This is a genomic window from Cohnella pontilimi, assembly GCF_005049045.1.
GTDB classification, from domain to species: domain Bacteria; phylum Bacillota; class Bacilli; order Paenibacillales; family Paenibacillaceae; genus Cohnella; species Cohnella pontilimi.
The window spans coordinates 73943-92195 of record NZ_SUPK01000011.1; the positions used below are offsets into that span (position 1 = coordinate 73943).

The 18253-nt window shown below is 56.0% G+C and carries 18 protein-coding genes, 1 other RNA gene and 1 other annotated feature (1 of these 20 only partly in view); of the genes, 18 read left to right on the forward strand and 1 reads right to left on the reverse strand.

Annotation, left to right across the window (positions count from 1 at the left end; genetic code table 11):
* Positions 1 to 135 (reverse strand) — a binding site (T-box leader); it reaches 88 nt to the left of the window's first position.
* 119 nt (positions 136 to 254) lie between these two features.
* Together E5161_RS19300 and argS are read left to right on the forward strand one after the other, a co-directional pair.
* The gene (locus E5161_RS19300; protein ID WP_136779521.1) at positions 255 to 671 is read left to right on the forward strand and encodes a YwiB family protein; all 417 of its coding nucleotides are present in this window, start codon (positions 255 to 257) and stop codon (positions 669 to 671) included.
* On the forward strand, positions 668 to 2347 hold the full coding sequence (gene argS, locus E5161_RS19305; RefSeq protein WP_136779522.1) for an arginine--tRNA ligase: 1680 nt from the start codon (positions 668 to 670) through the stop codon (positions 2345 to 2347). Before E5161_RS19300 ends, argS begins: the two co-directional genes overlap by 4 nt.
* 2 nt (positions 2348 to 2349) lie before the next feature.
* On the opposite strand, the gene E5161_RS19310 is transcribed toward argS, so the two are convergent.
* A complete protein-coding gene (locus tag E5161_RS19310) occupies positions 2350 to 3492 on the reverse strand; it encodes a S8 family peptidase (RefSeq protein ID WP_246042445.1) in 1143 nt (380 codons plus the stop codon).
* Between the two features lie 378 nt (positions 3493 to 3870).
* Between E5161_RS19310 and E5161_RS19315 the strand changes: the two genes are divergently transcribed.
* From E5161_RS19315 to E5161_RS19390, 16 genes are all read left to right on the forward strand, one after another.
* Positions 3871 to 4965, forward strand: a complete 1095-nt coding sequence (locus E5161_RS19315; RefSeq protein WP_136779523.1) for a Gfo/Idh/MocA family protein — start codon at positions 3871 to 3873, stop codon at positions 4963 to 4965.
* Between the two features lie 135 nt (positions 4966 to 5100).
* Complete coding sequence (gene rpoE / locus E5161_RS19320) at positions 5101 to 5697, forward strand: DNA-directed RNA polymerase subunit delta (protein ID WP_136779524.1); 597 nt, start codon at positions 5101 to 5103, stop codon at positions 5695 to 5697.
* 230 nt (positions 5698 to 5927) lie between these two features.
* Complete coding sequence (locus E5161_RS19325; protein ID WP_136779542.1) at positions 5928 to 7532, forward strand: CTP synthase; 1605 nt, start codon at positions 5928 to 5930, stop codon at positions 7530 to 7532.
* Positions 7533 to 7666: 134 nt separating this feature from the next.
* Positions 7667 to 8065 carry a response regulator gene (locus tag E5161_RS19330; RefSeq protein WP_136779525.1) on the forward strand — a complete coding sequence of 133 codons (399 nt, stop codon included), beginning with the start codon at positions 7667 to 7669 and terminating at the stop codon, positions 8063 to 8065.
* Positions 8066 to 8158: 93 nt separating this feature from the next.
* Positions 8159 to 9013 (forward strand): class II fructose-1,6-bisphosphate aldolase, encoded by an 855-nt coding sequence (gene fba, locus E5161_RS19335; protein ID WP_136779526.1) that lies wholly within the window; start codon positions 8159 to 8161, stop codon positions 9011 to 9013.
* A gap of 146 nt (positions 9014 to 9159) precedes the next feature.
* The gene (locus E5161_RS19340) at positions 9160 to 10410 is read left to right on the forward strand and encodes a UDP-N-acetylglucosamine 1-carboxyvinyltransferase (RefSeq protein ID WP_136779527.1); all 1251 of its coding nucleotides are present in this window, start codon (positions 9160 to 9162) and stop codon (positions 10408 to 10410) included.
* A 58-nt stretch (positions 10411 to 10468) separates the two neighbouring features.
* Positions 10469 to 11761 (forward strand): transcription termination factor Rho, encoded by a 1293-nt coding sequence (rho, locus tag E5161_RS19345; protein ID WP_136779543.1) that lies wholly within the window; start codon positions 10469 to 10471, stop codon positions 11759 to 11761.
* Between the two features lie 30 nt (positions 11762 to 11791).
* Positions 11792 to 13042 carry a radical SAM family protein gene (locus E5161_RS19350; RefSeq protein WP_136779528.1) on the forward strand — a complete coding sequence of 417 codons (1251 nt, stop codon included), beginning with the start codon at positions 11792 to 11794 and terminating at the stop codon, positions 13040 to 13042.
* 110 nt (positions 13043 to 13152) lie between these two features.
* The gene (rpmE, locus tag E5161_RS19355) at positions 13153 to 13350 is read left to right on the forward strand and encodes a 50S ribosomal protein L31 (RefSeq protein ID WP_136779529.1); all 198 of its coding nucleotides are present in this window, start codon (positions 13153 to 13155) and stop codon (positions 13348 to 13350) included.
* 147 nt (positions 13351 to 13497) lie between these two features.
* The gene (locus tag E5161_RS19360) at positions 13498 to 13950 is read left to right on the forward strand and encodes a hypothetical protein (protein ID WP_136779530.1); all 453 of its coding nucleotides are present in this window, start codon (positions 13498 to 13500) and stop codon (positions 13948 to 13950) included.
* A 56-nt stretch (positions 13951 to 14006) separates the two neighbouring features.
* Positions 14007 to 14271, forward strand: an RNA gene (ffs, locus tag E5161_RS19365) — signal recognition particle sRNA large type.
* Between the two features lie 182 nt (positions 14272 to 14453).
* Positions 14454 to 16217, forward strand: coding sequence for a DNA polymerase III subunit gamma/tau (gene dnaX, locus E5161_RS19370; protein WP_136779531.1), 1764 nt, complete (start codon positions 14454 to 14456; stop codon positions 16215 to 16217).
* 23 nt (positions 16218 to 16240) lie between these two features.
* Positions 16241 to 16552, forward strand: a complete 312-nt coding sequence (locus E5161_RS19375; protein WP_136779532.1) for a YbaB/EbfC family nucleoid-associated protein — start codon at positions 16241 to 16243, stop codon at positions 16550 to 16552.
* Between the two features lie 61 nt (positions 16553 to 16613).
* Complete coding sequence (recR, locus tag E5161_RS19380) at positions 16614 to 17213, forward strand: recombination mediator RecR (protein ID WP_136779533.1); 600 nt, start codon at positions 16614 to 16616, stop codon at positions 17211 to 17213.
* Positions 17214 to 17401: 188 nt separating this feature from the next.
* Positions 17402 to 17659 (forward strand): DUF2508 domain-containing protein, encoded by a 258-nt coding sequence (locus tag E5161_RS19385; protein WP_136779534.1) that lies wholly within the window; start codon positions 17402 to 17404, stop codon positions 17657 to 17659.
* A complete protein-coding gene (locus tag E5161_RS19390) occupies positions 17656 to 17922 on the forward strand; it encodes a pro-sigmaK processing inhibitor BofA family protein (protein WP_136779535.1) in 267 nt (88 codons plus the stop codon). The genes E5161_RS19385 and E5161_RS19390 overlap by 4 nt, the downstream gene beginning before the upstream one ends.
* The last annotated feature ends 331 nt before the right edge of the window (positions 17923 to 18253 follow it).

Genomic DNA, 18253 nt, shown 5'->3' on the forward strand with positions numbered 1-18253 from the left:
CGACCGGATTTCCCTACGCCAAGCTTCGGGAAACCGACTCCCGGGCCCGCTTCCCCGACCGTCCGTGCCGGCTCCCACCCTCCCGGCTCTCTGCATACGGTGTCGATCGGATACTCTCCCGTTCATGATCGTTCGTGTTATTTTCAAACAGTATAGCAAGCGGCCGGCACCCGGGCAAGCCGTTTTTATTTGAATTGCCGGGGCGTTCTGTATATAGTAATTAAAAGAATAAACGAACGACGGGAGACGCGCAGATGCCGGATAGAACAAGCGTGTCGGTCGGTTTCCGGATCCGTCGCCCGGATGCGGAAGACCAGCTGCTCAGCGCTTCCGGCCATCTTTACCGGATGGCAACAGGCTGGGCCCTGACTTGCCGATTCCCGGATGAAGCCGGCGTATCGGATATGACCCTGGTGGTGCGGAATTCCGAAATCCGGATGAACCGCAAAGGAACGGTCGCTCAGGAGCAATTATTCCTCGTGGGGGAATGGAAGCCGGGAACGGTCGGCACTCCTTTCGGCGCGATGGCCGCGGAGACGTGGACCCATCGGATCGATCAAGATTTAACACCTGCGGGCGGAAGCGTGGAGTGGGTTTACGACTTGAAAATGATGGGCACAACATTCGAATGTTGTTCGATTAAGTTGGAGATACGGGAGGAACAAACGTGAATAACGCGCTGGGACAACTTCAGACCGCCATCCGCAATGCGCTGGCCGACGCCGCGCTGAATGCGGGTCTCGCGGAAAACCGGGACGAGCTGCCGGAGATCATGCTCGAGGTTCCGAGAGACAAGTTGCACGGCGATCTTGCGACGAACTTGGCCATGCAGTTGACGAAAATCGCGAAACGCAATCCGCGCCAAATCGCGGAAGCCATTGTGGAATATATCGATAAAAGCCGAGCCTTCATCGAGTCCGCAAACATCGCCGGGCCGGGCTTCATCAACTTCCGTCTGAACAAAAGCTACCTGCACCCGGTGATCGGCGATGTCCTGGAGCAAGACGGCAAATACGGTTCCATCGAGACGGGCAAAGGCCAGAAAATTCAAGTGGAATTCGTCAGCGCCAACCCGACCGGAAGTCTGCATCTGGGCCATGCGCGCGGAGCGGCGGTCGGAGACGCCCTTTGCAACCTGCTGACTTTCGCCGGCTATGAGGTGACGAGGGAATATTATATTAACGATGCCGGCAACCAGGTCGCCAACCTCGCAAAATCGATCGAAGCGCGTTATCGTCAAGCCCTCGGGGAAGAAGCCGAAATGCCGGAAGACGGATACTACGGGGAAGACATCGTCGGTTTCGCCCGGGAGCTCGCGGAACGGGAAGGGAACCGCCTGCTGTCGATGCCGGAAGATGAGCGGTTTCAATATTTCCGAGATTACGGGCTGGAAAAGGAACTGGACAAAATCAAGCGGGATTTGGGCCGGTTCGGGGTTCATTTCGACAATTGGTTCAGCGAGACGTCTCTTTACGAGACGGGCAAAGTCGTTGCCGTTCTCGAAGCGCTGCGCGCCAAAGGGCAAGTGTATGACCAAGAGGGCGCGGTTTGGCTCGCCAGTACGCAATACGGGGACGACAAAGACCGGGTGCTGGTGAAAAACGACGGCTCCTACACGTACCTGACTCCGGATGCCGCGTATCATATGGATAAGTATGCGCGGGGTTACGACCGCCTGATTAACATTTGGGGTGCCGACCATCACGGTTACATCCCCCGCATGAAAGCGGCGATGGCCGCTCTCGGCAACGATCCGGACAAACTCACCGTGCTGATCGCGCAGATGGTGAGCTTGTTCCAAAACGGCGAAAAGGTGAAAATGTCGAAGCGTACCGGGAAAGCCGTCACGATGGAAGACCTCATGGACGAAGTCGGCGTAGATGCGATTCGCTATTTCTTCACCATGCGGAGCATGGATTCGCATTTGGACTTCGATATGGATCTCGCAGTTTCTACTTCCAACGAGAATCCGGTTTTTTACGTCCAGTATGCTCACGCGCGCATCTGCAGCATTTTCCGTCAGGCCGAGGAACAAAATATCGCGCTGCAATCGTGGAAGGATGCGCCTCTGCACCGCTTGTCGACCGAGCACGAGTACGACCTGCTGCGCAAAATGGGCGAGCTGCCGGAGGTTGTCGAAGATGCCGCGAGAAACTACGCGCCGCACGCGATCATTCGCTATGTGTATGAGCTCGCATCGTTGTTCCACAGCTACTACAGAGCGGAACGTGTCATCACCGAGGACGCGGAGCAGAGCCAGGCAAGACTGCAGCTGCTCGCGGCGCTTCGGATCGTGATCGCTAACTGTCTTGCGATGGTGGGGGTTTCGGCGCCGGAACGCATGTAAGCTCAGCGCCCGCCCATTTTCTCCGCCGCTTTCAACATTCGCATCACATCCAGCTCTCCGGCTGTCCGGAGGGCTTTTCCTTTTTTAAGAGGAACGGCGGATTCCTTGAGAATCGATTTAATGAGGTGCGGTGAAAGGCCGGGCTTGAGCGCCAGCAGCAAGGCCACGGCGCCGGAAACGTGGGAGGTGGCCATCGAGGTTCCGCTCATTTCGCGGTGCCGGCCCCGGAGCCATGCGGAGACGATTTTGTCGCCGGGCGCATAGATGTCGATATGTTCGCTGCGGTTGGTGAAAGAGGCCACTTTCCCTTCGCGGTTGGTGGCGCCGACCGCAATGGTTTGTCCGTAGCGGGCGGGATAATCGATATCGTCTCTCAACCCGTCGTTGCCGGAGGAGGCGATGATCAGCACGCCGGCATGATACGCGTTGTCGACGGCTTGAAGCAAAGACCGGCTGCGCTGTTTCATCCCGAAGCTCATATTTACGACATCCATGCGGTTGCGTACGCACCAGTCGATGCCGAGAATGATGTCCGACACATAAGCTGTACCGTCATAATCAAACGCCTTCACGGGATGAATTCTAGCCCTCGGCGCGACGCCGATCATTCCCCGCAGGCTGTTGGCGGCGGCGATGGTGCCGGCGATGTGCGTGCCGTGTCCGTTATCATCTTGAGGAAGGTAGGTGCGGTGCAGCACGTTGATGCCTTGTTCCACCGAATGCTTCAGATCGGGGTGAGAAAAATCGACACCCGTATCGATAACGCCGACATTAACGCGGTAACCGGTCGTCCGGCTCCAGGCTTCCGGTGCCCGGATATGTTGAACGCCCCACGGAATGCCGATCCCCGACACGTTTTTTCCGGGAGTGAACGCTTCAACACGGATCACTGGATCTTCTTCACAGGCAAATTCCATCCAGGGCGGCGGAATTCCTTCCGGCGGAACGGAAACGGAAACCGCGTGGATCAATCCCAAATTGCGGATGTCCGTCCGCTTTGTCGTACCCGGGAGGGCTGTTCGAAGTGCGAGCAAAAATTGGCGGTGATCGTCGGGATCGGCGAAGCGGAGGATCGATCTTTGTCCCCGAGTTTCGGCGGCGTACGGCGAGCGGCGCACCCTTTCCAGCAATCCGCGAATGTCCAATACGGGTTCCCTCCCGCCGAATATGCTTCCTCATTGTATGAGGACACCTCGGGGTCCGCATGGGAAACCGGCCTTTTTTGGCTGGAAATGGGCGTCGTTCCGTGTCATTTCTGCGCTGCGGGCATAGGATGAATGGAGAGTTTCGCGGGTGAGACTCTTGCCCATTCCGGTTCCTCCGCCCGCGGAGTTGCCGGAGGGATACAGTCGAAAAGCGAAGGAGCTTCCTCCCGGAGGCGCCTTCGCTTTTTCGATTGTTGCAGAGCGAAAGTTTGCGGCCGCACAAGTTGACTCAGGCTCCCGATCGCGTACAATAGGGATAAGAGAAAGCGGTTCCACTGTTTAGTCAGCGAATACATAGCGGACGGGGTGCTGTTTACAATGGCGAAATGTAAAGTCGGTCTCATCGGATGCGGCAACATCAGCGCGATCTATTTGAAAAACCTCACGGCTTCTCCGGATGTGGAAGTGTTGGCCTGCGCGGATCTGGACATGGAGAAGGCGGCCGCCCGCGCTTCCGAATTCGGCCTGCCGAAGGCTTGTACCGTGGAGGAGCTGCTCTCGGATCCGGACGTCGAGCTGATCGTGAACTTGACGATTCCGGCCTCCCATGCGGAAATTTGCAAGCGCGCGGTTGAAGCGGGGAAACACGTTTACGTGGAAAAGCCGCTGGCCGTACGTACCGAAGATGCGAAGGAAGTGCTGGCGCTTGCGAGATCCAAGGGTATTCGAGTGGCATGCGCGCCCGAGACGTTCCTAGGCGGCGGCATCCAAACCTGCCGCAAGCTGCTCGACGAAGGAGCGATCGGGCAGCCTCTTTCGGCGACGGGCTTCATGATGGGATCCGGTCCGGAATCCTGGCATCCCGATCCGGCGTTTTTCTATAAAGTCGGAGCGGGTCCACTGTTCGACATGGGTCCGTATTACTTGACCGCGCTGATCTTCCTGCTCGGCGGGATTACGCGCGTAACCTCTTCGGCCGTTATTCCGTTCCAAGAGCGGAAAATCACGAGTGCTCCCAAGTTCGGCACCATGATTTCAGTAGAGACACCTACGCATATTGCGGGTGTGCTGGACTTCGCTTCGGGCGCTGTCGCGACGCTTGTGACGAGCTTCGACGTGAAGGCCGGGACGGATTTGCCGAATCTCGAAATTTACGGTACGGCTGGTACTCTTCGCGTTCCGGATCCGAACACATTCGGCGGACCGGTGAAGATCCGGTACGCGGGCACGGACCAATGGGAAGAAGTGCCGCTTGCTTTCGGCAACACCGAGAACTCGCGTGGAATCGGCGTAATCGATATGGCAAGGGCCATCCAGGAAGGCCGGCCTCACCGCGCTTCCGGAGATTTGGCCTATCATGTGCTGGAAGCGATGGAGGGCTTGTTGAAGGCGTCGGTGGAAGAACGGCACATCAAGCTGTCCGGATTAGAAGGACGTCCCGAACCGATGCCGCAGAACGGCTTTACTGTCTAAGCGAATCGAAGGATGAACGCTGCGGGGTAACGGTCCCGCAGCGCTTGCATTTTAGCTGGAAATAAGGTTTACTAAAGGTTGACATTCAACAGGCAGCAATTAACGGTTCTATATAAAGAGAGGATGGGAAGTTGCGTGAGCGCCGAGTATGTACTGAAACTCGACTCCGAGAAAATCCGGGAGATGCCGATGGTCGACCTCGCTTTCGAGGTGCTGAAAGCGTCCAATACCCCGTTTTACTACCGCGATCTCATGAACGAAATCGCCAAGCTCCGCGGGTTTTCCGAGGATCAAATCAATGAAGTCATTGCCCAGCTGTATACCGAAATCAATATTGACGGCAGGTTCGCCTGCGTAGGCAGCAACGTATGGGGATTGAAGCGCTGGTACCCTGTGGAACGCGATTCGGACGGCGTGGCCGCCGGCACCAAAGGCCCGCGCATCATCAACGACGACGATGACGACGATGAGGATTTGTACGGAGACGACGAAGAGGAAACCTTTACGCCGGAAGACGAAAACTTCGACCTGTTCGACGAAGACCGAGAGGAGATTTTCGACGAAGGCGAAGAGTCGGCTGAAGTGGATGAAGAGGTCGCCCTGGAAGAGGACGAGGACTCGGACATCGAGGAAATCGACGAAGAGAAGGACGAAGAAGCCCTCGCGGACGGCGATCTGGACGATCTCGACGGCGACGCTTCCGATGATGATGAGGACGAAGACGACAAGTAACATTTTGCCGAAACACGGCCGATTGTGCCTTGACACCGTTCAGGTGAGACGGTAAACTTATGCTTGGGCTTTTGAAGTATGCTTCAACATAGGATAATTTTGAAAAAAGTGCCCCCATTTTATGGGTGTCACTTTTTTGTTTTTTCCGCACTTTCGGTATGAAAGAAACGGACAACTGGGCAACGATAAAGAGGATGCCGAAAGGCATGCGGTGGGAGGTTCGGATGAGCGTGACCAAATATATTTTCGTAACCGGCGGCGTTGTTTCGTCGCTCGGGAAGGGCATTACGGCGGCGTCACTCGGACGTCTGCTCAAAAATCGGGGGCTCAAAGTCACGATCCAAAAATTTGATCCCTACATCAACGTGGATCCGGGCACGATGAGCCCTTATCAGCATGGGGAAGTCTTCGTGACCGACGACGGCGCGGAAACTGACCTGGACCTCGGGCATTATGAGCGTTTTATCGACATCAATCTGTCGAAGAACAGCAACGTGACGACGGGCAAAATTTATTCTACCGTCATCAGCAAAGAACGCCGCGGCGAATACCTTGGCGGAACGGTGCAGGTCATCCCGCATATCACCAACGAGATCAAGGATCGCGTGTTCCGCGCGGGACGCGAAGCCGGTTCCGATGTCGTCATCACGGAGATCGGCGGTACGGTCGGCGATATCGAGAGCCTCCCGTTCCTCGAAGCCATTCGCCAAATCAAGAGCGATATCGGCCGGGAGAACGTCATGTATATTCACGTGACCTTGATCCCTTATATCAAGGCGGCCGGTGAAGTCAAAACGAAGCCCACGCAGCACAGCGTGAAGGAGCTGCGCAGCATCGGCATTCAGCCGAACGTAATCGTATGCCGGACCGAACATCCGCTGGCAGACGATATGAAGCGGAAAATCGGTCTTTTCTGCGATATCGATCCGGAAGCCGTGATCGAATGCCGCGACGCTTCGACTTTGTATGACGTGCCGCTCATGCTCAGGGAGCAGGGGCTGGACGATTATGCGGTGAAGCATTTGAAGCTGTCCGTAGGCGCGCCGGATATGAAGGAATGGGAATCGCTCGTACAAAGGGTCAAATCCTTGACGAAGACAACCGAGATTGCCATTGTCGGCAAATATGTCGCCCTTCATGACGCTTATTTGTCCATTGTGGAATCGCTTGGACATGCCGGCATCCACTCCGGATCCCAAGTCAAAGTCCGCTGGGTGAACGCAGAGGAAGTGAACCCGGGCAACGTAAAAGAGAAGCTGGACGGCGTAAGCGGCATTCTCGTGCCGGGCGGATTCGGGGATCGCGGGATCGAAGGCAAAGTGACGGCGATCCGGTATGCGCGTGAAAACCTCATTCCGTTCTTCGGCATTTGCCTGGGGATGCAGGTGGCTGTCGTCGAATACGCCCGCAGCAAGTGCGGGCTGGACGGGGCGAACAGCTCCGAAATTCATCCGGCCACGCCTTATCCGGTCATCGATCTGCTCCCTGAACAGAAGGATGTCGAGGACCTCGGCGGCACGATGCGCCTCGGCCTGTATCCTTGCAAACTTGTGCCGGGAAGCCTCGCGGCCGAGTGCTACGGGGAAGAGCTTGTCTATGAACGCCACCGCCATCGTTATGAATTCAACAACGAATACCGCGAGCGCATTGAAGAGGCGGGTCTCCGCATTTCGGGAACGTCCCCGGACGGCCGTCTCGTCGAAATGATCGAGCTGCCGGAGCATCCTTGGTTCCTGGCCGTGCAATTCCACCCGGAATTCACTTCGCGCCCGAACCGTCCGCAGCCTCTGTTCCGGGAATTCGTCAAAGCGGCGCTCACGCATTCTGAGGGCTGATCCGAATGTCCGCCGCGCCGGCTTTAGCCGGTGCGGTTTTTTTATTTTCATGGAAATGGAAGGAATTTACCCCTTCGAGCGCGAATAAGCAACGATACGGCTCCAGAACAGTTCGCAGACTCGGAGGGAAGGTCATGGAGAAAAAAAAGAAGCTGCTGATCGTGGACGATCAGGTGGGCATCCGCATATTGCTGCTCGAGGTGTTTTCAACGGAAGGCTATGAAACGTTTCAAGCGGCGAACGGCCGCACAGCCTTGGATATCGTAAGAACGCATTCGCCTGACCTGGTCCTGTTGGATATGAAAATTCCGGGCATGGACGGACTGGAAATTTTAAAGCAAATTAAAGAAATCAACCGCGACATTAAAGTCATCATGATGACCGCTTATGGAGAGCTCGATATGATCAAGGAAGCGACCGACCTCGGCGCTCTTATGCACTTTACGAAGCCGTTCGACATCGACGAGATGAGGATGGCCGTCAACCTCCAGATGGGAGAAGGTCCTGCGTCCCGATTCGCCTCGGGGTCGTAAGACCTTTTTTTATTGGACGAGTTTTTGTGTTATAATATCGCAGTATGCAGTACGGATTGGGAAAATGATTTGATAAGCAGGAGGAATTCCATCATGCCACTCGTATCGATGACTGAATTTTTGCCTAAGGCGAAAGCTGGTAAATTCGCAGTAGGTCAGTTCAACATGAACAACCTCGAGTTCGCGCAAGCGATCACCGAGGCCGCAATGGAAGAAAAATCCCCGTTCATTTTCGGCGTCAGCGAAGGCGCGCTGAAATACATGGGTATGGAATACACCGTTGCCATCGCGAAAGCGGCCGCCGAGAAGTCCGGCTTGCCGATCGCGCTGCACCTTGACCATGGAAGCACGTTCGAAGTGGCCATGAAATGTATCCGTGCAGGTTTCTCTTCCGTTATGTTCGACGGCTCGCACCACCCGTATGAAGAGAACATCAAGCTGACCAAAGAAGTCGTGAAAGCCGCTCACGCGATGGGCGTCTCCGTGGAAGGCGAACTCGGCACGATCGGCGGCGTGGAAGACGACATCAGCGTCGACGAAGCGAATGCCGCACTTGCGAAGCCGGAAGAAGCGATCCGTTTCTTCGAAGAAACCGGCGTCGACTGCCTGGCGATTGCGGTAGGTACCGCACACGGTATGTATAAAGGCGAAGTGAAAATTCATTACGACATCATCAAGGAAGTTGCTTCCAAGATTCCGGTTCCGGTCGTGCTTCACGGCGGCTCCGGCGTGCCGGACGAAATGATCCGCGAAGCCGTTCAGGCCGGTGTGGGCAAAATCAACGTCAACACCGAGAACCAAGTGGCATGCACGAACGCGATTCGTGAAGTTTTGGCCAAGGATGCCAACGTCTACGATCCTCGCAAATATTTGACCCCAGCCCGCAACGCCATGAAAGAAATCGTCAGAGAGAAAATTCGTTTGTTCGGAAGCAACAACCAAGCTTAATTAGTCCCTGCTGCGCTGTTTCGCCTTAAGGCGGGTAAAGATGATATATCGCTTATTATAGATCGGGAAAACGCCGACGCGTTTTCCCTTTCCGTCATGTCCGGTGGTCCTTCCATCGGCAACAACACGAGGAGGACCCTGCATTCATGGAAAAGTTGATGGTACGAGGAGGCCGTCCGCTCCGCGGTACGGTCGGGATCAGCGGCGCGAAGAACAGCGCGGTTGCCTTAATTCCCGCCGCGATATTGGCGGAATCGGAAGTCATCCTGGACAATCTGCCGAAACTCAGCGACGTGGCGGTGTACGCCGAACTGCTGGAGCAGCTCGGAGCCAAGGTCAGCTGGACGGACGATATGATGACCATCGATCCGTCCAACTTGAAGTCGGTGCCGATGCCCAACGGCCGGGTAAAGCTTCTTCGGGCTTCTTATTATCTCATGGGCGCGCTGCTCGGCCGTTTCGGAGAAGCGGTGATCGGCCTTCCAGGTGGCTGCAACTTCGAACCGAGGCCGATCGATCAGCACATTAAAGGCTTCGAAGCGTTGGGCGCGGAAGTGACCAACGAACAAGGTGCGGTGCGGATCCGGGCCAAGGAGCTGCGAGGCGCCAGAATTTATTTGGACGTCGTCAGTGTAGGTGCGACCATCAACATAATGTTGGCAGCTTCACGAGCGAAGGGCCTAACCGTCATTGAGAATGCAGCCAAGGAACCGGAAATCATCGATGTGGCGACGCTGCTGAACTCGATGGGCGCGAAAATCAAAGGGGCCGGCACGGAAGCGATCCGCATCGAGGGCGTGACCGAACTGCATGGCTGCCGGCATTCGATCATTCCGGACCGTATCCAGGCAGGCACTTATATGGTAGCCGCCGCGGCAACACGCGGCGATGTTCTCATCGATAATATTATTCCGAAGCATTTGGAAGCTCTGACGGCGAAATTGCAGGAAATGGGCGTTCACGTATACGAAATGGACGAGGCAATCCGCGTCGTCGGCCAGCCCCGTTACGAAGCGGTAGATGTGAAGGCGCTCGTCTATCCGGGGTTTGCGACCGACCTGCAGTCTCCCATGACCAGTCTTCTCACGCAAGCTTCCGGAGTCAGCATTTTGTCGGATTACGTGTACAGCAACCGGTTCAAACACGTCCCCGAACTAGCGCGAATGGGCGCGCAAATTCGGGTGGAAGGCCGTTCGGCCATCGTGGAAGGCACACGTCTCAATGCGGCCAAAGTCCGTGCCGCGGATTTGCGTGCGGGCGCTTCACTTGTCGTGGCCGCGTTGACCGTGGAAGACGGAACGACCGAAATTACAGGCGTCGAGTACATCGACCGCGGGTACGATCGTCTCGTGACGCAACTAAGCAATTTGGGCGCGGAGGTATGGCGCCAAGGGTAAGGCGTAACTTCTGGCCCGATCTTGGAGCAAGAGAGGGATTCTATTGACCGATTTTCAAATGTCTGATTTGGAAGATTTGAAGCTGACTGAACTTTACAAGCTGGCGAAGGAACACCAGATCGCTGCCTACGGCCAGATGAAGAAAAAAGAGCTTGTGCTCGCGATTTTGCGGGCCCAGGCCGAGCGAAGCGGCCACATGTTCATGGAAGGCGTGCTCGACATTTTGCCCGAAGGCTTCGGATTTCTCCGCCCGATCAACTATTTGCCCAGCGCTGAGGACATTTATATCTCGGCCTCGCAAATCCGCAAGTTCGATCTGAGGTCGGGCGATGTGGTTTCCGGCAAATGCCGGGCGCCCAAAGAGAACGAACGATACTTCGGACTTCTTCAGGTGAACGCCGTCAACGGAGAACCGCCGGAAACGGCCGCAGAACGTCTCCATTTTGCCGCCCTGACTCCCCTTTATCCTCAGTCCATGCTCAAGCTCGAACATTCTCCCGCCAAGTTGTCCACTCGAATCATCGATTTGCTGTCTCCTGTCGGACTCGGCCAGCGCGGCCTGATCGTCGCACCGCCCAAAGCCGGTAAAACCTTGCTGCTGAAAGAAATCGCCAACAGCATTTCCACCAACCGGCCCGACATCGAGCTGTTCGTGCTGCTGATCGACGAACGTCCGGAGGAAGTGACGGACATGCAGCGTTCGGTGCGGGGAGAAGTTGTCGCTTCGACTTTCGACGAGGTGCCGGAGCACCATATCAAGGTGGCGGAGCTCGTATTGGAGCGGGCGCTGCGGCTCGTTGAGCACAAAAAAGATGTCGTGATTTTGATGGACAGCATTACGCGGCTTGCCCGGGCGTACAATCTCGTGGTACCTCCGTCAGGCCGTACGCTGTCGGGCGGTATCGACCCGGCTGCGTTCCACCGGCCCAAGCGGTTTTTCGGGGCGGCGCGGAATGTCGAAGAGGGCGGAAGCCTGACGATTTTGGCTACTGCGCTGATTGAGACCGGCTCGCGGATGGACGACATTATTTATGAAGAGTTTAAAGGCACGGGCAATATGGAGCTTCACCTCGACCGCAAGCTCGCGGAACGCCGGATCTTCCCGGCGCTGGATATTCGCCGCTCGGGCACACGGCGGGAAGAGCTGCTTCTCGGCAAGGAAGAGCTGGATAAATTATGGGCGATCCGCAAAACGATGAACGATTCGCAGGAATACGTAGAACAGTTTCTTAAAAAGCTCAGCAATACGAAGACGAACCAGGAGTTTCTCGATTCCCTCGACACGTCCGGCGTGTCCGCTCCAAGCGGAGGCGGAGGCCGGCGATCGGCGCCGAGAGGCAGCTCCACCTGACGGTTCGCCGAAAGGAAAGGAGCGATACGCATGCATCTGGTGTATGCAGATGAAAAAGGACAAGTGTATGACCACTCGGAATTGTTCGGAATCGCGCGCAGCGGCGACACTCTCGTGGAGCTGCTGGAGGACGAGTTGATTCCGCTCCCTGCCGGAGCCACGCTCGTCGGGCTGCCGAATACCCGTGCGATCGGCATGGATCCGGCAACAGGGGAAATGCAGGCGCTCCCGGCCGGGCATCAAGCGGTGGGCGCTTTGCTGCCGCAAGGCTTCACGCGCTATTATGTGCCGGGGTATGCGAAGACGGATAAGACGCAGCTTTTTCCGTTGTTCGGCTACACGGCGGTCGTCTGGAAAGACGGTGAGTTCTATGTGGCCGCCGGCCGGACGGACGATCCGGAGCCATGGAATCCCGAGCGGTGCGACCGCAAGGAGCTGGAGGTTCAGGTCGACAGGCTGTTGACGGCGTATCCGGAGAACCGGTTGTATCAACACTTGTCCAACTGTGCGCTGGAATACGAGTGCCTGACGGCTTCAAATACGTTCCTTCAGCGCTGGGAAGGCGCGGTTCCCGTATCCTTCGCGTGCAACGCCGGCTGTTTCGGATGTATTTCCGAGCAGCCCGACGACAGCGGGTTTCCGGCTCCGCAGACCCGGCTGAAGTTCAAGCCGACCGTCGAAGAAGTTGTAGATATCATGCTGGAGCATCTTCGCACGCCTGAATCGATCATCAGCTTCGGCCAAGGCTGCGAAGGCGAACCGTCCACGCAGGCGCCGACGATTATCGAGGCGATCAAGCGGGTACGGGCGCAAACTTCGAGGGGCTACATTAATATCAATACGAACGCCGGATTGACGGATCATATTCGCGGCATCACCGACGCGGGACTGGATCTCATGCGAGTGAGCACGATCAGCGCGCTGGATGAGCATTACAACGCTTATTACAGGCCTCGCGGCTACACGTTGGCGAATGTGGAGAAGTCTCTGAAATATGCGACGGACAAAGGCGTTTACACGTCGATCAATTACCTCGTGTTTCCCGGTGTCACCGACCGCGAAGAAGAGATTGAAGCGATGATCGGCTTCGCGCGCCGTACGGGGCTCAAGCTGATTCAAATGCGGAATCTGAACATCGATCCGGACGCGTATTTGTCCCTTATCCCGAAGGCTCAGGGCGAAATTTACGGCATGAAAACGCTGCTCGAAATTTTCCGCCAGGAGCTGCCGGATGTCGTCATCGGCTCCTACACGCACGTTCCGCCTGCGACTGTCCGGTGAGGGTGGTTATTTTTCATATTGCCACAGCACGGGCACACGTGTTATAATCTTTTCATGTGTCTACCACTCTGGAGCCGACTGTTGTTCCAGGGCAGAAAGAGGTGAACCCCTTGAAAGAAAACATTCATCCGCAGTATCATGTGACGACGGCGACTTGCGCATGCGGCAACACCTTCGAAACGGGTTCGATTCGCTCGAACATCCGCGTCGAGGTTTGCTCCAATTGCCACCCGTTCTTCACCGGCAAACAGAAGTTCCTTGATGCCGGCGGACGTGTTGATAAGTTCAAGAAAAAATACGGTCTGTAAGATCGAACCGCTAGCCAGCGTCGTCAGACGCGCTCGGTTTGAGCTGATCGAACCGCTAGCCAGCGTCGTCAGACGCGCTCGGTTTGAGAAAAGACGTATAGAGACAAACCTCCCTCCGCATCCTAGCGGGAAAGGGAGGTTTTTTTCATGCGCAAACAACGAAAACGCGGCCGATCGCGGCTGGCTGCTCTTATGGCGCTCGTTATGCTGCTCACATTGGCTGCAGGCTGCAATGCCGGCAGGACGAGCTACGGCGAAAATAATCCGCAAGGTGCAAATGGCGATGATAATGTGAGTGCAAAGGGACAACGGTATCCCGATGACGGATATCTTGGCACCACCTACAGCTATCCGAGCATTCCGGGGCATCGGCGTACGGTCGGTGTTCGAACACAAACCAACTCCATGAGGGACGCGATTCGGGATATAAACGGAGTTGCCGGCGCCAATATTACGTATCAAGGGAACGACGCATTCGTCACCGTTAATCTGCATCCGGACGTTCAGCCGATGGACAGGCCGAGAATTGAACGTCAGGTGGCATCCGTGCTTCGTTTTAATTTCCCTCGTTATACGATTCATGTGACCTCGACCCGCTGAAGGGAACTTTTCCCTTCGGTTGCACAAGCGGGTGCAATTCGTTATACTTATCTTTGCCGTGCTAGACGGGGAGGTAGCGGTGCCCTGTAACTCGCAATCCGCTCCAGCGAGGTTGAATTCCTGTTTGAGGTCTTGGAATGCAGGAATCGGCAGGTCACGTATCGTGTTGACGGAAGGGTCCTCCGCGAGGAACGGCCATGAACCCGGTCAGGTCCGGAAGGAAGCAGCCGTAAGTGGTGACGTTCTTGTGTTGGAGGAGTGCTCGTCCTGAGCGGTCTTGCCTGTGCGACTGGATTTCAACGGTCGAGGACAGGTGCACGGTCCTTCATTGAAATTATGCTCAGCTTCATTATATAGACAAACCAAGCACCTATGGCGAACAAGACACGCCAGGTGCTTTTTTTGTTTCAGAACCGGATGATTTTCTTCTTCCGCGGCGGTGGAGCGGGCTGGTCCTATGATGTATAATGGTTGAAACGGCTAACTTACGGGAGAGAAAGACAATGGCCCATTTGGCTTTGTACCGGGCCTGGCGTCCGCAGACGTTTCAGGACATGGTCGGACAGCAGCATATTGTGCAGACGCTGCAGAACGCGATCCGCGAAAACCGTCTGTCCCATGCTTATTTATTTAACGGACCGAGGGGAACCGGCAAAACGAGCGCGGCCAAAATATTGGCCAAAGCCGTGAACTGCGAACACGGCCCCGCACCGGAACCTTGCAACGAATGTGAAACGTGCAAGCGGATTACCGAAGGATCGGTCATGGACGTCGTGGAGATCGATGCCGCATCTAACCGCGGTGTGGAAGAAATCCGCGATATCCGGGACAAGGTGAAGTATGCGCCGACCGAAGTGCGGCGTAAAGTGTATATTATCGACGAAGTGCATATGCTGACCACGGAAGCGTTCAACGCCTTATTGAAGACGCTGGAGGAACCGCCCGCGCACGTGATGTTCATTTTGGCCACCACGGAACCGCACCGGCTGCCGCCGACCATTATCTCGAGGTGTCAGCGGTTCGATTTCCGCCGGGTGTCTTTGCCGGAGCAGACCGCGAGGCTGCGCGAGATTGCCGAACAAGAGGGGATGTCGGCTGAAGAAGAGGCGCTGACGTACATCGCCAGACTCTCCGACGGCGGGATGAGGGACGCGGTCAGCCTCCTCGATCAGATCGCGTCGTTTACGGGCGGCAATGTGACGCTTGAACAGGCGGTAGACGCCACAGGCGGTCTGCCGTCGGAACAGTTCGCCCGATTGGCGGCGGCGATTCGGGACGGCGACGTCAGTGCGGTTTTGCATGAAATCGACGAGATGATGAAGGCCGGCAAAAGCGCGGATAAATGTCTGGAGCAACTGATGCACTATTTCCGCGACATGCTGCTTACCCAGCTTGCGCCGGAAACCGCAGGCACTTCCGGCCGGGTCTCCGATCCTTCGGAGCTTCGGCGATTTGCGGCGGATTTTCCGAGGGAAAGACTGTTTTCGATCATTGACTTGCTCAACCGGTACCAAACGGAGATGAAGTACGCGGCTCATCCGCAGACGATGTTCGAGATCGCCCTGATCAAGCTGTGCACAGCCGTTGGTCAGACCACATCGGCAGAGCAACCCGGCGTTCCGGCATCCGCTTCATCGGCTCCGGCAGGAGACGTGGCCAAGCTTCAACAGAAGCTGGCCGAGCTGGAGCGCAAGCTCGATGCCGCTTTGCAGAAAGGAACGGGTTTATCCGCTGCAGGGAAAGGACAACCGAGCGTCGGTTCCGGACGCGGCTCGTCGGCGAGAGACTCGTCTTCCGCAGCCAAGCCGGTGCGTTCGCGCGTGAAGCTTGAACCGTTCGCTGCGGCCGCACAGTCGCCGGCTTCGAAGGAGCTGCTGGCCAAATGGCCGCAGGTGCTTCAGCGGGTGAAGGAAGAGCGCGTGACCGTTCACGCATGGCTGATCGACGGGGAGCCGGTCGCTTGGGCGGACGGAACGGCGCTTGTAGCTTTCAAAAATACGATGCACCGCGAAACCACCGACAAACCGGCCAACAAAAGCATGATCGAGGGAGTCATCGGTTCCATTTTGGGAGAACCCGCCTCGCTGGCTACGGTGATGCTGAAAGAATGGCAGGATGCGGCGTCCGGAACCGCCATGGCGGAGCAGGCTGCGGGAGAAGAGCTGCGCCTCGTTCCCGAAGACGGAAGCGAACCGGCCCGCGAGCCCCTGGTGGAGGAAGCGCTGCGCCTTTTCGGCGAGGATCTGGTCGTAATCAAAGATGAATGAATCTTAAGGAGGCCATAATCGACATGAACAACATGAACCAAATGATGAAGCAAGTGAAGAAAATGCAGGAGCAAATGATGAAGGCGCAAGAGGAGCTGGGCTCGAAAACCGTGGAAGGCACGGCGGGCGGCGGTGTCGTAACGGTCACGGTGAACGGCCACAAAAAGGTGCTGAATGTTGTCATTAAGCCGGAAGCGGTGGATCCTGAAGATGTCGAAATGCTGCAGGATTTGGTCATGACTGCCGTCAACGACGCAATCACCAAGGCGGACGAGATCGCCAACCAGGATATGGGCAAGTTTACGGGCGGAATGAAAATCCCCGGCCTGTTCTAATCGAAATTATTCGGCCGGCGCATGATTGCGGAACCGGTCCGATTCAGAGGAGCCAAAATCTTTGTTTTATCCAGAACCGATCGCCAAGCTGATCGACGCCTTTTCACGCCTGCCGGGCATTGGTCCGAAAACGGCCGCGCGTCTGGCTTTCTTCGTGCTCCGCATGAAGGAGGAGGAAGTGATCGATTTCGCCAAAGCGCTCGTTAACGTGAAGCGGAATTTGACCTATTGCTCGGTGTGCTGCAATATCACCGATACCGACCCGTGCCGGATATGCTCGGACAAAACCCGGGATCCGTCGGTCATTTGTGCGGTCCAGGAACCCAAAGATGTGGTGGCCATGGAGCGTACGAAGGAATTCAACGGCAAGTACCATGTCCTGCATGGGGCGATTTCGCCCATGGAAGGCGTAGGTCCCGACGATATACGTATCGCGGAACTGGTCAAACGACTGGGCGACGAACGCGTGCAGGAGCTGATTTTGGCCACCAACCCCAACATTGAGGGTGAGGCGACGGCGATGTATTTATCGCGCCTGGTCAAGCCGTTCGGAATCAAGGTAACGCGAATCGCGAGAGGCCTGCCGGTCGGCGGTGACTTGGAGTACGCCGATGAAGTGACATTGTCGCAAGCGTTGGAAGGGCGCAGGGAGCTGTTCTAAACATTTTTATAGTGCCCTAACCGCTTTGTTCTCAAGGTGAGAAAAGCTTTCCAGACCACGCCCTCCGGGGCGTTTTTCATTTTTCTCATCTTCCCCCGTTCTAAATGCCAAAATCCGGGTATACACATGTTAGTGGGTTGTCCTGAATTGAGGGCAGCACCGTGTGACAAACCCGGGAGGGATTTATCGTGCGGAAACGAAAAGATGCTCAGTGGGTCTACTTTAACGAAGACAGGCGGCAAGTCATCGAAGACGTCAGGCAGGCTGAACGTGAGGTGGCATTGGCGCTCTGGCGTTTTCACGATGCGCTTGGAGAAGATCATGTGGATTACGCGATCTATTCTCTGGAAGCGGCGGAGAAAAAGCTGGATATGCTTCTAAGAAAGGCAAAGGGACTTTGGAGCATCACCCCTAGAGAAGAAGAAAGCCGGGGCAAAATCGGATGAAAACCGTCTGGATGGCGACGCTTATCGGCTCGTCGGTTTTATTGGCCGGCGTGCTGCTCAGGCAGAAGCTGCCTGCCGGATGGTGGACCCGTTTCGGCGCTCACTTGGCCTTATCGGCCATGGCGATTTACGCGTTGAACTTCTCCGGGTGGATTACGGGATTTTATATTCCTCTTAACCCCGCCACGATTGGCGCCGCAGCTTTACTCGGATTGCCGGGTATCGCCCTTGTGGCGGGATTGCAAATGACATTCGTGTCCTGAATCCCGAAGCGTTCGCGCTCGGGATATCTCTTTGTTTTCGCTGGATGATAATTCCGTTGACTTGGTTGCTTCGGATATGATACATTAATTCTCGCGCCAAAAACGCGCCAAGCCGAAATCAAACGAGAAAGCTCTTTTCCAAAAAGAGGTTGTTGCATCGGATGGTTTGGCTGTGATATATTATAAAGGTCGCCGTTGGGCGGCAAGCAAGAAAAGCGAGGCCGAAAAGTTATTCGAAGCCAAGCTGAATTGCTCCTTGAAAACTGAACATCGAGCGTAATACGGACCCTGTCGTTTCATTTGAGACGATGGACAACGATTTAAAATTGAG